Source organism: Pseudomonas sp. CFBP 13727 (genome assembly GCF_014841915.1).
GTDB classification, from domain to species: domain Bacteria; phylum Pseudomonadota; class Gammaproteobacteria; order Pseudomonadales; family Pseudomonadaceae; genus Aquipseudomonas; species Aquipseudomonas baltica.
The window spans coordinates 362,203-376,955 of the sequence record NZ_JACYUT010000003.1 but is presented as its reverse complement, the minus strand read 5'-3'; the positions used below and the strand labels follow the sequence as shown (position 1 = coordinate 376,955).

15 protein-coding genes and 1 tRNA gene are annotated in these 14,753 nt (G+C 62.7%); 10 read left to right on the top strand and 6 right to left on the bottom strand.

The features are described from left to right. Positions 1-110: 110 nt before the first annotated feature. The 3 genes from IFT76_RS12400 to phrB are packed head-to-tail and all read left to right on the top strand — an operon-like array spanning position 111 to position 3,416. The gene (locus tag IFT76_RS12400; RefSeq protein WP_122795335.1) at positions 111-1,073 is read left to right on the top strand and encodes a YbgA family protein; all 963 of its coding nucleotides are present in this window, start codon (positions 111-113) and stop codon (positions 1,071-1,073) included. Continuing rightward, positions 1,063-1,974 carry a MerR family transcriptional regulator gene (locus IFT76_RS12395; protein WP_122475220.1) on the top strand — a complete coding sequence of 304 codons (912 nt, stop codon included), beginning with the start codon at positions 1,063-1,065 and terminating at the stop codon, positions 1,972-1,974. Before IFT76_RS12400 ends, IFT76_RS12395 begins: the two co-directional genes overlap by 11 nt. Before the next feature lie 20 nt (positions 1,975-1,994). Then, complete coding sequence (gene phrB / locus IFT76_RS12390) at positions 1,995-3,416, top strand: deoxyribodipyrimidine photo-lyase (RefSeq protein WP_192058598.1); 1,422 nt, start codon at positions 1,995-1,997, stop codon at positions 3,414-3,416. A 72-nt stretch (positions 3,417-3,488) separates the two neighbouring features. On the opposite strand, the gene IFT76_RS12385 is transcribed toward phrB, so the two are convergent. The 6 genes from IFT76_RS12385 to hemA all read right to left on the bottom strand — a co-directional run bounded on the left by IFT76_RS12385 (position 3,489) and on the right by hemA (position 8,846). Next, positions 3,489-4,007, bottom strand: a complete 519-nt coding sequence (locus IFT76_RS12385; RefSeq protein WP_192054703.1) for an acyloxyacyl hydrolase — start codon at positions 4,005-4,007, stop codon at positions 3,489-3,491. A gap of 115 nt (positions 4,008-4,122) precedes the next feature. Continuing rightward, a complete protein-coding gene (murI, locus tag IFT76_RS12380) occupies positions 4,123-4,914 on the bottom strand; it encodes a glutamate racemase (protein WP_192058596.1) in 792 nt (263 codons plus the stop codon). Next, the gene (locus IFT76_RS12375; RefSeq protein ID WP_192058594.1) at positions 4,907-5,662 is read right to left on the bottom strand and encodes a molybdopterin-synthase adenylyltransferase MoeB; all 756 of its coding nucleotides are present in this window, start codon (positions 5,660-5,662) and stop codon (positions 4,907-4,909) included. The genes murI and IFT76_RS12375 overlap by 8 nt, the downstream gene beginning before the upstream one ends. Further along, entirely contained in the window at positions 5,656-6,486 is an 831-nt protein-coding gene (prmC, locus tag IFT76_RS12370) for a peptide chain release factor N(5)-glutamine methyltransferase (RefSeq protein ID WP_192058592.1), read from the bottom strand. Before prmC ends, IFT76_RS12375 begins: the two co-directional genes overlap by 7 nt. A 3-nt stretch (positions 6,487-6,489) precedes the next feature. Beyond that, the gene (gene prfA / locus IFT76_RS12365; protein WP_122475230.1) at positions 6,490-7,572 is read right to left on the bottom strand and encodes a peptide chain release factor 1; all 1,083 of its coding nucleotides are present in this window, start codon (positions 7,570-7,572) and stop codon (positions 6,490-6,492) included. Beyond that, a complete protein-coding gene (gene hemA, locus IFT76_RS12360; protein WP_122475232.1) occupies positions 7,569-8,846 on the bottom strand; it encodes a glutamyl-tRNA reductase in 1,278 nt (425 codons plus the stop codon). Before hemA ends, prfA begins: the two co-directional genes overlap by 4 nt. Before the next feature lie 164 nt (positions 8,847-9,010). On the opposite strand from hemA, the gene IFT76_RS12355 reads away from it, so the two are divergent. The 7 genes from IFT76_RS12355 (at position 9,011) to pth (ending at position 14,749) form a co-directional block, all read left to right on the top strand. After that, the gene (locus IFT76_RS12355) at positions 9,011-10,738 is read left to right on the top strand and encodes a tetratricopeptide repeat protein (protein ID WP_122475234.1); all 1,728 of its coding nucleotides are present in this window, start codon (positions 9,011-9,013) and stop codon (positions 10,736-10,738) included. A 27-nt stretch (positions 10,739-10,765) separates the two neighbouring features. After that, complete coding sequence (gene lolB / locus IFT76_RS12350) at positions 10,766-11,380, top strand: lipoprotein insertase outer membrane protein LolB (protein WP_192058765.1); 615 nt, start codon at positions 10,766-10,768, stop codon at positions 11,378-11,380. A 19-nt stretch (positions 11,381-11,399) separates the two neighbouring features. Then, entirely contained in the window at positions 11,400-12,245 is an 846-nt protein-coding gene (gene ispE, locus IFT76_RS12345) for a 4-(cytidine 5'-diphospho)-2-C-methyl-D-erythritol kinase (RefSeq protein ID WP_185795007.1), read from the top strand. Positions 12,246-12,284: 39 nt separating this feature from the next. Continuing rightward, positions 12,285-12,359 (top strand) — tRNA-Gln (locus IFT76_RS12340). 47 nt (positions 12,360-12,406) lie between these two features. Beyond that, a complete protein-coding gene (locus IFT76_RS12335) occupies positions 12,407-13,348 on the top strand; it encodes a ribose-phosphate pyrophosphokinase (RefSeq protein WP_043192909.1) in 942 nt (313 codons plus the stop codon). Between the two features lie 137 nt (positions 13,349-13,485). Further along, positions 13,486-14,091, top strand: coding sequence for a 50S ribosomal protein L25/general stress protein Ctc (locus IFT76_RS12330; protein ID WP_122475235.1), 606 nt, complete (start codon positions 13,486-13,488; stop codon positions 14,089-14,091). A gap of 73 nt (positions 14,092-14,164) precedes the next feature. After that, positions 14,165-14,749 carry an aminoacyl-tRNA hydrolase gene (gene pth / locus IFT76_RS12325; RefSeq protein WP_192058590.1) on the top strand — a complete coding sequence of 195 codons (585 nt, stop codon included), beginning with the start codon at positions 14,165-14,167 and terminating at the stop codon, positions 14,747-14,749. The last annotated feature ends 4 nt before the right edge of the window (positions 14,750-14,753 follow it).

Here is a 14,753-nt window from a genome sequence, read left to right as displayed (position 1 = left end):
CCAAGAGCTGTATTTCTGTACAAAGCATTTGACCTGTACAAATACGGACCTAAGATGAAACTATGCTGTACAGCGTTGTCAGTATGTACAGGTTTCAGAAGAGGTCCGTCATGCAAGAGCCCAGCGTCAGCAAACCCAAGATCGGAATCAGCGCCTGCCTGCTCGGTGCACCCGTGCGCTACAACGCCGGGCACAAGGAATCGCGCTGGTGCAGTCGGATCCTGGTCGAGCATTTCGAGTTCGTCCCGGTCTGCCCCGAGGTCGCCATCGGCCTGGGTACGCCGCGCGAGCCGATTCGCCTGGTCGGCGACAAGGATCACACCCAGGCCGTGGGTACCGTACACCCCGACATCAACGTCACCGCGCCCCTGGCCGCCTACGGCGAACGGATGGCCGGCGAGCTGACCGATCTCTGTGGCTACATCTTCATGCAGAAGTCGCCGTCCTGTGGCCTGGAGCGGGTGAAGATCTATCGAGACAACGGCGCTCCCCAGCGCGAAGGTGGCCGAGGCATCTATGCCCAGGCGTTCTGTGCGCGCCACCCCGATCTGCCAGTGGAAGAGGAAGGTCGCCTGTGCGATCCGGTGCTGCGGGAAAACTTCCTCGTGCGCGTCGGCGCCTATGCCCAGTGGCAAGCGCTGCTGGCGGACGGCTTGACGCGCCGCGCCCTGACCGAATTCCACTCGCGCTTCAAATACCAGCTGATGGCCAACAACCCGCTGCAGTACAAGGTTCTGGGCAAGCTGCTGGGCAGCATGGGCCGCGGCGATGCCGCGCAGATCGGCCCGCAGTATTTCAGTGAGCTGATGCAGGCGCTCAAGCGCTGCGCCACTCGCGGCACCCACAGCAATGTGCTGCAGCACATCAGCGGCTACCTCAAGCGCGACATCGATGCGCAGGACAAGCAAGAACTGCAACAACTGATCAATCAGTACCGCGAGGGCATTGTGCCGCTGGTGGTGCCGATGACGCTGCTCAAGCACCTGTTCCGCATCCATCCGGACCCGTACATCGCCCAGCAGACCTACCTGCAGCCGCACCCGGAAAACCTGAGCTTGCGCAATGCCATCTGACGCCAATGGCACCGACTGGCTGCCGATCCGCGAAGTCACCCGGCAAACCGGCGTGCACCCGGTCACCCTGCGGGCCTGGGAGCGGCGCTACGGCCTGATCGTGCCTCACCGCACCGCCAAGGGCCATCGCCTGTACGACGCCGCGCAGATCGCACGGATCCAGCACGTGCTGACCTGGCTCAACCGGGGCGTGGCCGTCAGTCAGGTGAAGCAACTGCTCGACGCTCCTCGCGATGCCCGGCCGCAAGTCCAGAGCGATTGGCAGCAGCTGCGCCAGACATTGATCCAGGCCATCGCCGACATGGCCGAGCGTCAACTGGATGATCTGTTCAATCAAGCGATGGCCCTGTATCCACCTGCCACCCTGTGCGAGCATTTGCTGCTGCCGCTGCTGACCGATCTGGAGCAGCGTTGGGCCGGCCAGTTCGGCGCGCAGATGCAGCGGGTGTTCTTCCATGGCTGGCTGCGCAGCAAACTGGGTGCGCGCCTCTATCACAACAACCGCCAGCTGAACGGTGCGCCCGTGGTGTTGGTCAATCAGGCCGACGTCACTCCGGACCCTTACCTGTGGCTCGGCGCCTGGCTGATCAGCAGCAGCGATTGCCCGGTGCAGGTGTTCGACGCGCCGCTGCCGGCGGGCGAGCTGGCCCTGGCCTGCGACAAGCTTGAGGCACGCGCGCTGGTGCTGTACGCCGACAAGGCCCTCAACCTCGCGGCGCTGGGGCGGTTGCTGGTCGGTTGCACGTGCCCCAAATGGCTGGTGGGCTCGGCCGTGCTCATTCACCGCGCCGCCGCAGGCGACGGCCCTTCCCCCATTGCCGATCTGCACCTGGCGACCGATCCGTTGCACGCCCAGCAGTTGCTGCAGGCGTCTGGCGTGTTGGCCGACCGGCAACCCTGAATTCGAATGACGAGGCTTTCATGCAATTGATCTGGCTGCGCAGCGACCTGCGAGTGCACGACAACCCCGCCCTGGCGGCCGCCTGCGAGCAGGGCCCGACCCTGGCCGTGTTCCTGCTGAGCCCCAAGCAATGGCTGGAGCACGACGACTCACCGAACAAGGTCGACTTCTGGCTGCGCAATCTCAAGGAACTGAGCGCCAGCCTCAAGGCCCTGCACATCCCCCTGTTGCTGCGTGAAGCGGATACCTGGGACAAGGCACCGAAGGTCATCAGCGCGCTCTGCGCCGAGCACAAGATCGAGGCCGTGCATTGCAACGACGAGTTCGGTGTCAACGAGAACCGCCGCGACGAGGCAGTAGGAGCGGCCCTGGCCAAGGTGGACATTCCCCTGCACCGTTATCTGGATCAGGCGCTGTTCAAGCCCGGCAGCGTACTGACCAAAGGCGGCACTTATTTCCAGGTCTTCAGCCAGTTCCGCAAGGTGTGTTACGAACGCCTGCACCAGTCCGTCCCGGCGCTGGTGAAAAAGCCCCACGCGCAGAAACCGGTGCACATTGCCGCCGACACAGTGCCCGATCAAGTGAAGGGCTTCGCCGTCCCCGACAAGGCGCTGCTCAAGCTCTGGCCGGCCGGTGAGCAAGAGGCGCACAAGCGCCTGGACACCTTCACCGACCAACCGATCGAAGACTACAAGGTCGAGCGCGATCTACCCGCCCACCCTGGGACCAGCCAGATCTCCGCCTACCTGACTTCCGGCGTGGTTTCTCCACGCCAGTGCCTGCATGCGGCGCTCAACAGCAATCGCGGTGAGTTCGAGAGCGGCAACGTCGGCGCCGTGACCTGGATCGGCGAGTTGATCTGGCGCGAGTTCTACCGGCACATCATGGTGGGCTATCCGCGCGTCTCGATGCACCGGCCGTTTCGCGAGGAATACGCCGCCCTGCCCTGGCGCAAGGCGCCCAGCGAGTTGCAGGCGTGGAAAGAAGGACGCACCGGCATCCCCATCGTCGATGCAGCCATGCGTCAACTGGTGTCCACCGGTTGGATGCATAATCGCCTGCGCATGGTTACCGCCATGTTCCTGAGCAAGAACCTGCTGATCGACTGGCGCGAGGGCGAGCGTTTCTTCATGCAGCACCTGATCGACGGCGACCTGTGCTCCAACAACGGCGGCTGGCAGTGGAGTGCATCCACGGGTACCGATTCGGTGCCCTATTTCCGGATCTTCAACCCGGTGAGCCAATCGCAGCGTTTCGACGAGCAAGGCGTGTTTCTCAAGCAATGGCTGCCCGAGCTGGAAGGACTGGATCGCAAGCAGGTCCATGCGCCGTCAGGTGATGCGCTCAAGCAGAACGACTATCCCCGGCCGATCGTGGATCTGAAGGAAGGACGCGCACGCGCCTTGGCGGCATTCAAGAATCTGCCACGCAAAGCCAAATAGGGAAGAAGGATTGAAGCAATCGCGGGCAGAGAATCCTGCCCGCGCGTCGGCCAATGCTGGCCGAGGGACAGCTTACAGCGGCATGCGGTAGTTCAGTGTGTAGGCTTCGATACCATCGTTTGGCTCTTTGATGCCGGCGTTGGAGTAGTGGATCGCTCTCACACCCAGCTCATGACCGCCACCGAAGCGCAAACCGAAGCCGATACGGTCTTCGAAGTTGAACGACGAACCCAGCTTGTTGCCTTCGATCTGCGTGTGCGCGAAGGCGGCGACACCGATGCCGGCCTCGATGTAGGGCTTGATCGAACCGCCGCCGAATTCGTAGACGAATACTGGCGCGAACGACAGGCTGTGGTTGTCCTTGAAGTCCTTGCCATCCCAGTAGGTATAGCCGGCATCCCAGTAGCCGGTCAGGCGACCGACGTCGGTCTGGAACCAGCTCTTGTCCCAGTTGGATTGCAAGCCAATGCGATAGACCTGGGACGATTCGCCCGTTTCGCCCGCGGAAAACGATAGGTCGGCCGCGTTCGCGGTCACCGATTGCCCCAACATCAAAGCCGCAAGCGCAGCCAAACTGAACAGTCTCTTCATGAGAAACATCCTACCGAATGCAGTTGTAAGAATTTTTGTCGAAAAAATGGACATGCTATGGAATCGGAGTTGGAACGTAAGTTCAGTGTTACACCCCGTTTTTTTCACATTTTTTTTACAACGTGAATACTTGCACATTGTCAGAAAATTTCCACAGCTTCGGTAGGACATTTCGAAAAATATCTATCGATCCGCTGGTCCAGAACTGCGCGGGCCGCGCCGGCCCGTCAGCCAGCTGGTTTCCGGCACTCAGCAATCGCTGTAGCTGACGCGCTACTGCGGCGCCAGTATCGACCAGCGCCACGTGGGCCGGGACCATGGTGGCCAACAGGGGCTTGAGGAACGGATAGTGCGTGCAGCCCAGAATAAGGGTATCGCAGCCAGCGTCCAGTAACGGTTGCACGTACCCCTGCAGCAACAGACGCAGCGCCGGACTGTCCAGATCGCCGGTTTCGATCAGTTCGACCAGTCCGGGACACGGCTGGGTGATGACCTGCACTTCGTTGGCAAAACGATCGAGCAGTGCCACGAATTTGGCGCTGCGCAGGGTGCCGGTGGTGGCCAGCACACCGACGACACCACTGCGGGTCGCTGCCGCGGCAGGTTTGACCGCTGGCTCCATGCCAACGATGGGCCAGTCGGGATAGCGTTGACGCAGATCCGCCACCGCAGCGACCGTGGCCGTGTTGCAGGCCAGCACCAATGCCTTGGCGCCCTGGCCGTGAAAAAAATGCGCAACCTTGGCACAACGCTCGCGGATGAATTCGCTGGATTTCTCGCCGTACGGAATGTGCCCGGTGTCGGCCACGTACAGCAGCGATTCGCAAGGCAGCAGCCGTTCGATTTCGCCAAGCACCGACAAACCGCCGACGCCGGAATCGAACACGCCGACAGGCGCCTCAGACATGCCGGGCGCTGCAGACCGGGCACTTGGGATCGCGCTTGACCCGCATTTCGCGGAAATGGGTGCCCAGTGCGTCGATCAACAGCAGCCGACCGACCAGCACATCGCCGAACTGCGCCAACAGCTTCAACGCTTCCAGTGCCTGCAGGCTGCCCACCAGCCCGACCAGCGGGCCCACCACGCCGGCCTCGCTGCAGGTCAGCTCGGCATCGCTGCCTTCACCGTACAGGCAATGGTAGCAGGGGCTTTCCGGACGCCGTGGGTCGAACACCGACAACTGCCCTTCCAAGCGGATCGCGGCACCACTGACCAGCGGCTTGCCGGCGGCAAAGCAGGCGGCGTTCACCGCCTGGCGCGTGGCGAAGTTGTCGGAACAGTCGAGCACCAGGTCGACGGCGGCAACCGCTGCGCTCAGCGAGTCTTCATCCAGCGCGGCGCGGTGCGCCACCAAGGCGATTTCGGGGTTGATCGCGCCCAGCCGGGCAATGGCCGAATCGACCTTGCTGATACCCACCGAGGTGCTGTCGTGCAGCACCTGGCGTTGCAGGTTGGTCACATCGACGGTGTCGAAGTCTGCCAGATGCAGCTCGCCGACGCCCGCTGCAGCCAGGTACAGCGCCACCGGCGAGCCCAACCCACCCAAGCCGACGATCAGTACCCGGCTGCCCTTGAGCCTCAATTGGCCTTGGATGTCGACCTGCGACAGCAGCACCTGCCGGCTGTAGCGCAGCAGCTCCTGATCGCTCAGCACAGCAACCGCCCCAGCGTGATGCGCTCGTGACCGCCGAGATCGATACGGCTTTCGATCTGCTCGAAATCGTGTTGGGCCAGCAGTTCACGGACCGCCGGTGCCTGGTCGTAGCCGTGTTCGAGCAGCAGCCAGCCGCCCGGATGCAGGTGCGCGGGTGCCTGGCCGATGATCAGGCGCAGGTCGTCGAGGCCGTCTTCGCCGGCCACCAGTGCACTGGCGGGCTCGAAGCGCACGTCGCCGGCACGCAGATGAGGGTCGGCACTGGCGATGTACGGCGGGTTGCTGACGATCAGGTCGAAACGCTCGCCCTGCAGGGCGCTGAACCAGTGGCTCTCGAGCACCCGGGCATTGCCCAGGTTCAGCCGCACCCGGTTGCGCTCGGCCAGGGCCACCGCTTCGGCGACGCGGTCGACTGCGGTGACTTGCCAGGCACTGCATTCGCCGGCCAGGGCCAAGGCAATCGCTCCCGTACCCGTGCCCAGATCCAGTACTCGCGCCGAGCTGGTCGGCAGCAATTGCAGCGCAGCCTCTACCAGCAGCTCGGTTTCGGGACGCGGAATCAATGTGTGCGAGGCCACTTCCAGGTCGAGCTTCCAGAACCCTTGCTGGCCCAGGATATAGGCAACCGGCTCGCCCGCCTGGCGACGCTTTATGAAGGCGGCGAAGGCGTTGGCAGCTTCGCTGGGCACGATGCGCTCGGGCCAGGTGTGCAGGTAGCTGCGCGACTTGCCCAGTGCCGCGGCCAGCAACAGCTCGATATCCAGGCGTGCGGTCGGGGAATCGGGCAGTTCGACAGCGCGCAACAGACTGGCAATGATGGTCATGTTCTATTCACCCAACGCGGCCAACTGATCGGCCTGGTATTCAGCCAGAAGCGGCTCTATCACTGCATCGACGCCGCCGGCCAGCACTTCATCCAGACAGTACAAGGTCAGGTTGACACGATGGTCGGTTACCCGGCCCTGCGGAAAATTGTAGGTGCGGATGCGCTCGGAACGGTCGCCCGACCCCACCAGCAGCTTGCGCTCGCTGGCGATGGCATTGGCCGCCGCGCTGCTCTGCATGTCGTTGAGCTTGGCCGACAGCCAGCTCATGGCACGGGCGCGGTTCTTGTGCTGCGAGCGTTCTTCCTGGCATTCCACCACGATGCCGGTCGGCAGGTGAGTGATGCGGATCGCCGAGTCGGTCTTGTTGACGTGCTGGCCACCGGCGCCGGAGGACCGGTAGGTGTCCACGCGCAGATCGGCCGGGTTGATCTCGATGGCCACCTGCTCGTCCGGTTCCGGCAACACGGCCACCGTGCAGGCCGAGGTGTGGATGCGGCCCTGGGATTCGGTTTCCGGCACGCGCTGGACACGGTGCGCGCCGGACTCGAACTTGAGCTTGCCGTAGACGCTGTCGCCTTCGACGCGGGCGATGACTTCCTTGTAGCCGCCATGCTCGCCTTCGTTTTCGGAAAGAATCTCCAGGCGCCAGCCACGGCGTTCCGCATAGCGCGAATACATGCGGAACAGATCGCCGGAAAAGATCGCCGCTTCATCGCCGCCGGTACCGGCGCGGATCTCGAGGAAAACGTTGCGACCGTCGTTGGGGTCCTTGGGCAGCAGCATGCGCTGCAGCGCGCCCTCCAGTTGCACCAACTGCTCGCGGGCTTCGCGCACTTCCTCGGCCGCCATCTCGCGCATGTCCGGGTCGTTGTCCTTGAGCAACGCCTGCGCGCCCTCCAGGTCAGCCTGCACCTTGGCCCATTGCTGGTAACCCAGCACCACGGGCTCGACTTCGGCGTATTCCCTGGAATAGGCGCGGAAGCGGGTTTGCTCGGAAATGACTTCAGCGTCGCCCAGCAAGGCGGTCAGTTCCTCGAATCGGTCCTGGAGCGTGTCCAGCTTGTTGAGCAGTGACGCTTTCATTGCGGCGGTTTATCCGTTGAGCCCTCATCGAGGGCAAAGAGTTCCTGGGCCATGGCCAGCGCATCGACGCGGCCTTCGGCGGAGAGCTTTTTCATGTGCACGCTGGGTGCGTGCAGCAACTTGTTGGTCAGGCCCCGGGCCAATTGCGCAAGCACCTCTTCGGCGTTGCCGCCGTTGGCCAGCAGGCGCATGGCTTTCTGCAGCTCCTCGTCGCGCAGGCGCTCGCCCTGCTGGCGGTAGGCCTTGAGCACGTCCACCGCCGCCAGCTCGCGCAGACGCAGCATGAAATCGTCGGCACCCACGCTTACCAGTTCTTCGGCGGCCTGGGCGGCACCCTGGCGGGTTTTCAGGTTCTCGGCAACCACTTCATGCAGGTCGTCGACGGTATAGAGGTAGACGTCGTCCAGCTCGCCGACCTCGGGTTCGATGTCGCGCGGCACGGCAATATCGACCATGAAGATGGGCTTGTGCTTGCGCAGTTTCAGCGCGCTCTCGACCGCGCCCTTGCCCAGGATCGGCAACTGGCTGGCGGTGGAGCTGATGACGATGTCGCTGTTGACCAGCTCCTGGGGAATATCGGAAAGCAGCACGGCATGGGCGCCGAACTGCGCAGCCAGGGTACTGGCGCGCTCCAGGGTGCGGTTGGCCACCACGATGCGCTTGACCCCCTGCTCGTGCAGGTGGCGTGCGACCAGGGTGATGGTTTCGCCGGCGCCGATCAGCAAGGCCTGGCTGCGCGCCAGGTCGCTGAAGATCTGCTTGGCCAGGCTGACGGCGGCAAACGCCACCGAAACCGGGTTCTCGCCGATTGCGGTGTCGGTGCGCACCTGCTTGGCAGCGCTGAAGGTCGCCTGGAACAGACGCCCCAGCAGCGGCCCGATGGTGCCGGCCTCGCGGGCCACGGCGTAGGCGGATTTCATCTGCCCGAGAATCTGCGGCTCGCCCAGCACCAGCGAATCGAGCCCGGACGCCACGCGCATCATGTGACGAACAGCCGCATCTTCTTCGTGCACATAAGCGCTCGCGCGCAGCTCTTCCACACTCAAACGGTGGTAATCGGCCAGCCAGCGCAGCACGGCATCGGCAGCCAGGTGATCCTGTTCGATGTACAGCTCGCTGCGGTTGCAGGTCGAGAGGATCGCGGCCTCACGGCTGTCGGTCAGCCGGCAAAGCTGCTGCAGGGCCTCTACCAGCTGCTCCGGGGTAAACGCCACGCGCTCGCGCACGTCTACCGAAGCAGTCTTATGGTTGATACCGAGGGCGAGAAAGGCCATTCAAGGTCGCTGATGATGTCGAGAAGCCGGTAATTGTCCTACTTCGTCCGGCCCAGAACAACCACCGCTATCTATTGTCCTAATAGGCAACCTCGAGTTATGGGTTTGACCTGTGGCTTGTGTCATGATGATCCGACCGCAGGTAAGCCGCCAAAATCCCCTCTATGAATAGAACCTCCACGTTGCTCCTCGCCTTCGCCTTGCTGCAGGGCTGCCAGTCATGGCCACCCAAAGAGCAGGCGACTCCGGTTCCCGTGGCGCAGCCGGCGCCTGCGCCGGACGAGACGCCCAAGGTCTACGGCTCGTTCAGCGAGGAAACCGTGTTCAGCCTGCTCAGTGCAGAGTTGGCCGGGCAGCGTGATCGCTTCGATCTTGCCCTGGGCAACTACGTGACCCAGGCCCGCAAGACGCAGGATCCGGGCATTGCCGAACGCGCTTTCCGCATCGCCGAATACCTGGGCGCCGATCAGCCAGCGCTGGAGACCGCGCAGTTGTGGGCGAAAAACGCCCCCGCCGACCTCGACGCGCAGCGTGCTGCTGCCATCCAGTTGGCGCGCAATGGCAAGTACGACGAGTCGCTGGTGTACATGGAGAAGGTCCTGCAGGGCCAGGGTGACACCCATTTCGACTTTCTTGCGCTGTCGGCGGCCGACACCGACGAAAGTACCCGGCGCGGCTTGCTGCAAAGTTTCGATCGCCTGCTGGGCAAGTACCCCGGCAACGGCCAGCTGATCTTCGGCAAGGCCTTGCTGATGCAACAGGATGGCAATACCGAAGGCGCCCTGGCGTTGCTGGAAGGCAATCCACCCCAGGAAGGTGAAATCGCCCCCATCCTGCTGCGCGCCCGTCTGCTCGCCGCGCTGGATCGCGGCAGCGAAGCCATGCCACTGCTGGAAAAAAACCTCAAGAAAATCCCCGACGACAAGCGTCTGCGCCTGACCTATGCGCGCATGCTGGTCGAACAGAACCGCATGGACGACGCCAAGCTGCAGTTCGCGATTCTCGTTCAGCAATACCCGGACGACGACGAACTGCGCTATTCGCTGGCCCTGGTGTGCCTCGAAGGCAAGGCCTGGGACGAAGCCTACAATTACCTCCAGCAACTGGTGGAGCGCGGCAGCCACGTCGACTCCGCACACCTGAACCTGGGCCGCATCGCCGAAGAACGCGGCGATCCACAGACAGCGCTCGATGAGTACGCCCAGGTGGATGTCGGTACCGACTACCTGCCCGCCCAGCTGCGTCAAGCCGATATCCTGATCGCCAACGGCCGCGCCGACGAGGCTTCACGGCGCCTGGCCGAGGCACGCGATGCCCAGCCCGACTACGCGATCCAGCTGTACCTGATCGAAGCCGAAACCCTGGCCAACAACGACAAGACCCAAGCCGCCTGGCTGGTGCTGCAGAACGCCATCAAACAGAATCCGGACGACCTGAACCTGCTGTACACACGGTCGATGCTGGCTGAAAAGCGTAACGACCTGGTACAGATGGAAAAGGACCTGCGGGCCATTCTGGCCCGCGAGCCGGACAATGCCATGGCGCTCAATGCCCTGGGCTACACGCTGTCCGACCGCACCACTCGCTTCGAGGAGGCCCGCACCCTGATCGAGCGGGCCCACCAGATCAACCCCGAAGATCCAGCCGTGCTGGACAGCCTGGGGTGGGTCAATTACCGACTGGGCAACCTCGACGCCGCCGAGCGCTATCTGCGCGACGCGCTGGAACGCTTTCCCGACCACGAAGTGGCCGCCCACCTGGGCGAAGTGCTGTGGGCCAGCGGCAAGCAGCGTGAGGCGCGCAAAATCTGGGGCAAGGCCCTGCAAGAACAACCCGACAGCCCTGTCCTGCGCAGCACCATCCTGCGCCTGACCGGTTCAGAGAATCTTTAATCCATGTCTTTGCGTCCTACCTCCTACATGATGCGTCACCTGCTGGTTGCCACTTTCATCGCCGTGCTCACCGGCTGCGCCGGCATGGGCTCCCACGAAGCCCTGCAGGGTCAGGGCAACCCGCAACAGTGGCAAGTGCACAAACAGCAACTCACCCAGCTCGACGGTTGGGAGATCAACGGTAAGATCGGCATCCGTGCGCCCAAGGACTCCGGTTCCGGCACCCTGTACTGGCTGCAGCGTCAGGATTACTACGACATCCGCCTGTCCGGCCCTCTGGGGCGCGGTGCGGCGCGCCTGACCGGACGCCCGGGCGATGTCAGCCTGGAGGTGGCCAATCAGGGCCGCTACCAGGCCACGACCCCCGAAGAACTGCTGGAACAGCAACTGGGCTGGAAACTGCCGGTTTCGCATCTGTCCTGGTGGGTCCGCGGCCTGCCGGCCCCCGACAGCAAGAGCCAGCTGACCCTTGATGGCGACAGCCGCCTCGCGGGGCTTGCCCAGGACGGCTGGAAAGTCGAATACCTGAGCTACACCGAACAGAATGGCTACTGGCTGCCCGAGCGGATCAAGCTGCATGGCCAGGACCTGGACGTGACCCTGGTGGTCAAGGATTGGCAGCCGCGCCGGCTGGGGCAGTGACATGAGCGCAGGCACTTCCATGAACCCCGTACTGACCCTGCCCGCGCCGGCCAAGCTCAACCTGATGCTGCACATCCTCGGCCGGCGCGCGGATGGCTATCACGAGCTGCAGACGCTGTTCCAGTTTCTCGACCACGGTGATGAGCTGGATTTCGCCCTGCGCGACGACGGCGTGGTGTGCCTGCACACCCAGATAGCCGACGTACCCCACGACAGCAACCTTATCGTCAAGGCCGCGCGGCAGCTGCAGGCACTGACGGGTACGGCGCTGGGCGCCGATATCTGGTTGCGCAAGGTACTGCCCATGGGCGGTGGTATCGGCGGTGGCAGCTCCGATGCCGCCACCACCCTGCTCGCTCTGAACCACCTCTGGCAGACCGGCTGCAGTGAAGATCAGCTCGCGCAGCTGGGGCTTTCCCTGGGCGCCGATGTGCCGGTGTTCGTGCGCGGCCATGCGGCGTTCGCCGAAGGCGTGGGCGAGAAACTGACCCCGGTCGAACTGCCACAGCCCTGGTATCTCGTGCTTGTACCGCAAGTCTCTGTAAGTACAGCGGAAATTTTTTCGGATCCGTTGTTGACACGTGACTCGGCGCCCATTAAAGTGCGCCCCGTTCTTGAGGGAAACAGTCGTAATGACTGCCAGCCAGTAGTAGAGCGTCGTTACCCGGATGTACGTAACGCACTGAATTTGCTTGGCAAATTCACTGAAGCTCGGCTAACAGGCACTGGAAGTTGTGTGTTTGGGGCCTTCCCAAGCAAAGCGGAAGCTGATAGAGTTTCGCACCTTCTTGCAGACACCCTTACAGGGTTCGTGGCCAAGGGAAGCAACGTTTCGATGTTGCATCGCAAGCTGCAGAGTCTGTAACAGGAAACGAGTGCTGGGCACTCGGAAGTTTCAAGCTACAGGGGCGTCGCCAAGCGGTAAGGCAGCAGGTTTTGATCCTGCCATGCGTTGGTTCGAATCCAGCCGCCCCTGCCATTTTCCTATACTCATCCAGGTATACCCTCAGCCGGCAGGTACTGCGCGTGTCCAAGATGATGGTCTTTGCGGGGAACTCAAACCCCGATCTGGCTCGACGCGTTGTGCGTCAGCTGCATATCCCTCTCGGTGATGTCTCCGTCAGCAAGTTTTCCGATGGTGAAATCAGCACCGAGATCAATGAAAACGTTCGCGGTAAAGACGTCTTCATTATCCAGCCTACATGTGCGCCGACCAACGACAACCTGATGGAACTGGTGCTGATGGCTGATGCCTTCCGCCGCTCCTCGGCTTCGCGAATCACCGCCGTGATCCCCTACTTCGGTTACGCTCGTCAAGACCGCCGTCCGCGCTCTGCCCGTGTGGCAATCAGCGCCAAGGTCGTCGCCGACATGCTGACCGTGGTGGGCATCGACCGTGTCCTCACCGTCGACCTTCACGCCGACCAGATTCAAGGCTTCTTCGATATCCCGGTCGATAACATCTACGGTTCTCCGGTTCTGGTGGACGATATCGAAGACCAGCGCTTCGAGAACCTGATGATCGTTTCCCCCGACATCGGTGGCGTGGTGCGTGCACGCGCCGTGGCCAAGTCGCTGGGCGTCGACCTGGGCATCATCGACAAGCGTCGCGAGAAGGCCAACCACTCCGAAGTGATGCACATCATCGGTGATGTCGAAGGCCGTACCTGCATCCTGGTCGACGACATGGTCGATACCGCCGGCACTCTGTGCCACGCGGCCAAGGCCTTGAAAGAACATGGCGCGGCCAAGGTGTTCGCCTATTGCACCCACCCGGTCCTGTCGGGGCGTGCGATCGAGAACATCGAGAAATCCGTGCTGGACGAGCTGGTGGTGACCAACACCATCCCGCTCTCCGCAGCCGCACAAGCCTGCGGGCGTATCCGTCAACTGGATATCGCCCCGGTTGTTGCCGAAGCGATGCGTCGCATCAGCAACGAAGAATCGATCAGCGCGATGTTCCGCTGAGGGCCCTGCCCTTCGCGAACACCGTTCTGACGAAAAGCGCCCCGGCCCGACACTCTGTCGGGCCGGGGCTTTTTTGCCCGTATCGCCTTGGCGCTGGTCGCAAACGCTGGGCGAACGTGGTTATTTTGGAGAAACACATGAACGATTTCACTTTGAATGCCGAAGCGCGTTCCGACCTGGGGAAAGGTGCGAGCCGCCGCCTGCGTCGTCTCGCCAGCCTGGTACCAGCTGTTGTCTACGGTGGCGAAAAAGCCCCTGAGTCGATCAGCATGCTGGCCAAGGAAGTTGCCAAGCTGCTCGAAAACGAGGCTGCCTTCAGCCACGTGATCGAACTGAACGTTGGTGGCACCAAGCAGAACGTCCTGATCAAGGCACTGCAGCGTCACCCAGCCAAGGGTCACGTCCTGCACGCTGACTTCGTACGCGTGATCGCCGGCCAGAAACTGACCGCCATCGTGCCTCTGCACTTCATGAACCAGGAACCGGCTGTCAAGAAAGGCGGCGAGATCTCGCACACCGAGACCGAGCTGGAAGTCACCTGCCTGCCGAAAGACCTGCCTGAGTTCATCGAAGTCGACATGGCTGACGCTGAAATCGGCACCATCATCCACCTGTCCGACCTCAAGGCTCCGCAAGGCGTCGAGTTCGTGGCACTGGCTCATGGTACCGACCTGGCAGTTGCCAACGTCCACGCTCCGCGTATCGTTGCCGACGAAGAAACCGAAGAAGGCGCTGCCGAGTAATCTTACTCGCACGCCGAGCTGTGGATGACACCCTCGGGTGGCGTCCACGACTCGACAAGGAAGAGCCCCTGCCGTGACCGCCATACAACTGATCGTTGGCCTGGGTAACCCCGGCCCCGAATACGAACAGACCCGGCATAACGCAGGGGCTCTTTTCGTTGAGCGCATCGCCCAGGCACACCGTGTGAACCTGGTAGTCGATCGCAAGTATTTCGGCCTGACGGCGCGTTTCAGCCATCAGGGCCATGACGTTCGTCTGTTGATCCCCACCACCTACATGAACCGCAGCGGTCAATCCGTCGCAGCGATGGCGAATTTCTTTCGCATACCGCCGCAAGCGATCCTGGTGGCCCACGACGAACTCGACCTGCCCCCCGGCGTCGCCAAGCTCAAACTGGGCGGCGGGCACGGCGGGCACAACGGCCTGCGCGACATCATCGCGCAGCTCGGCAATGACAATGGCTTTCACCGGCTGCGGCTTGGCATCGGCCACCCGGGTGACAGCAAGTTGGTGTCCAATTTCGTTCTTGGCCGCGCCCCGCGCGCCGAACAGGAAAAGCTGGATGCCAGTATCGATTTTGCCCTCGGTGTGCTGCCGGATATCTTCGCCGGCGAGTGGAATCGCGCGATGAAAAACCTGCACAGCCAAAAGGCCTGACTCT

Coding starts and splice junctions, on each gene's coding strand:
- IFT76_RS12400 (WP_122795335.1), top strand. CDS start 111: ATGCAAGAGCCCAGCGTCAGCAAACCCAAGATCGGAATCAGCGCCTGC.
- IFT76_RS12395 (WP_122475220.1), top strand. CDS start 1,063: ATGCCATCTGACGCCAATGGCACCGACTGGCTGCCGATCCGCGAAGTC.
- phrB (WP_192058598.1), top strand. CDS start 1,995: ATGCAATTGATCTGGCTGCGCAGCGACCTGCGAGTGCACGACAACCCC.
- IFT76_RS12385 (WP_192054703.1), bottom strand. CDS start 4,007: ATGAAGAGACTGTTCAGTTTGGCTGCGCTTGCGGCTTTGATGTTGGGG.
- murI (WP_192058596.1), bottom strand. CDS start 4,914: ATGTCTGAGGCGCCTGTCGGCGTGTTCGATTCCGGCGTCGGCGGTTTG.
- prmC (WP_192058592.1), bottom strand. CDS start 6,486: ATGACCATCATTGCCAGTCTGTTGCGCGCTGTCGAACTGCCCGATTCC.
- prfA (WP_122475230.1), bottom strand. CDS start 7,572: ATGAAAGCGTCACTGCTCAACAAGCTGGACACGCTCCAGGACCGATTC.
- hemA (WP_122475232.1), bottom strand. CDS start 8,846: ATGGCCTTTCTCGCCCTCGGTATCAACCATAAGACTGCTTCGGTAGAC.
- IFT76_RS12355 (WP_122475234.1), top strand. CDS start 9,011: ATGAATAGAACCTCCACGTTGCTCCTCGCCTTCGCCTTGCTGCAGGGC.
- lolB (WP_192058765.1), top strand. CDS start 10,766: ATGATGCGTCACCTGCTGGTTGCCACTTTCATCGCCGTGCTCACCGGC.
- ispE (WP_185795007.1), top strand. CDS start 11,400: ATGAACCCCGTACTGACCCTGCCCGCGCCGGCCAAGCTCAACCTGATG.
- IFT76_RS12330 (WP_122475235.1), top strand. CDS start 13,486: ATGAACGATTTCACTTTGAATGCCGAAGCGCGTTCCGACCTGGGGAAA.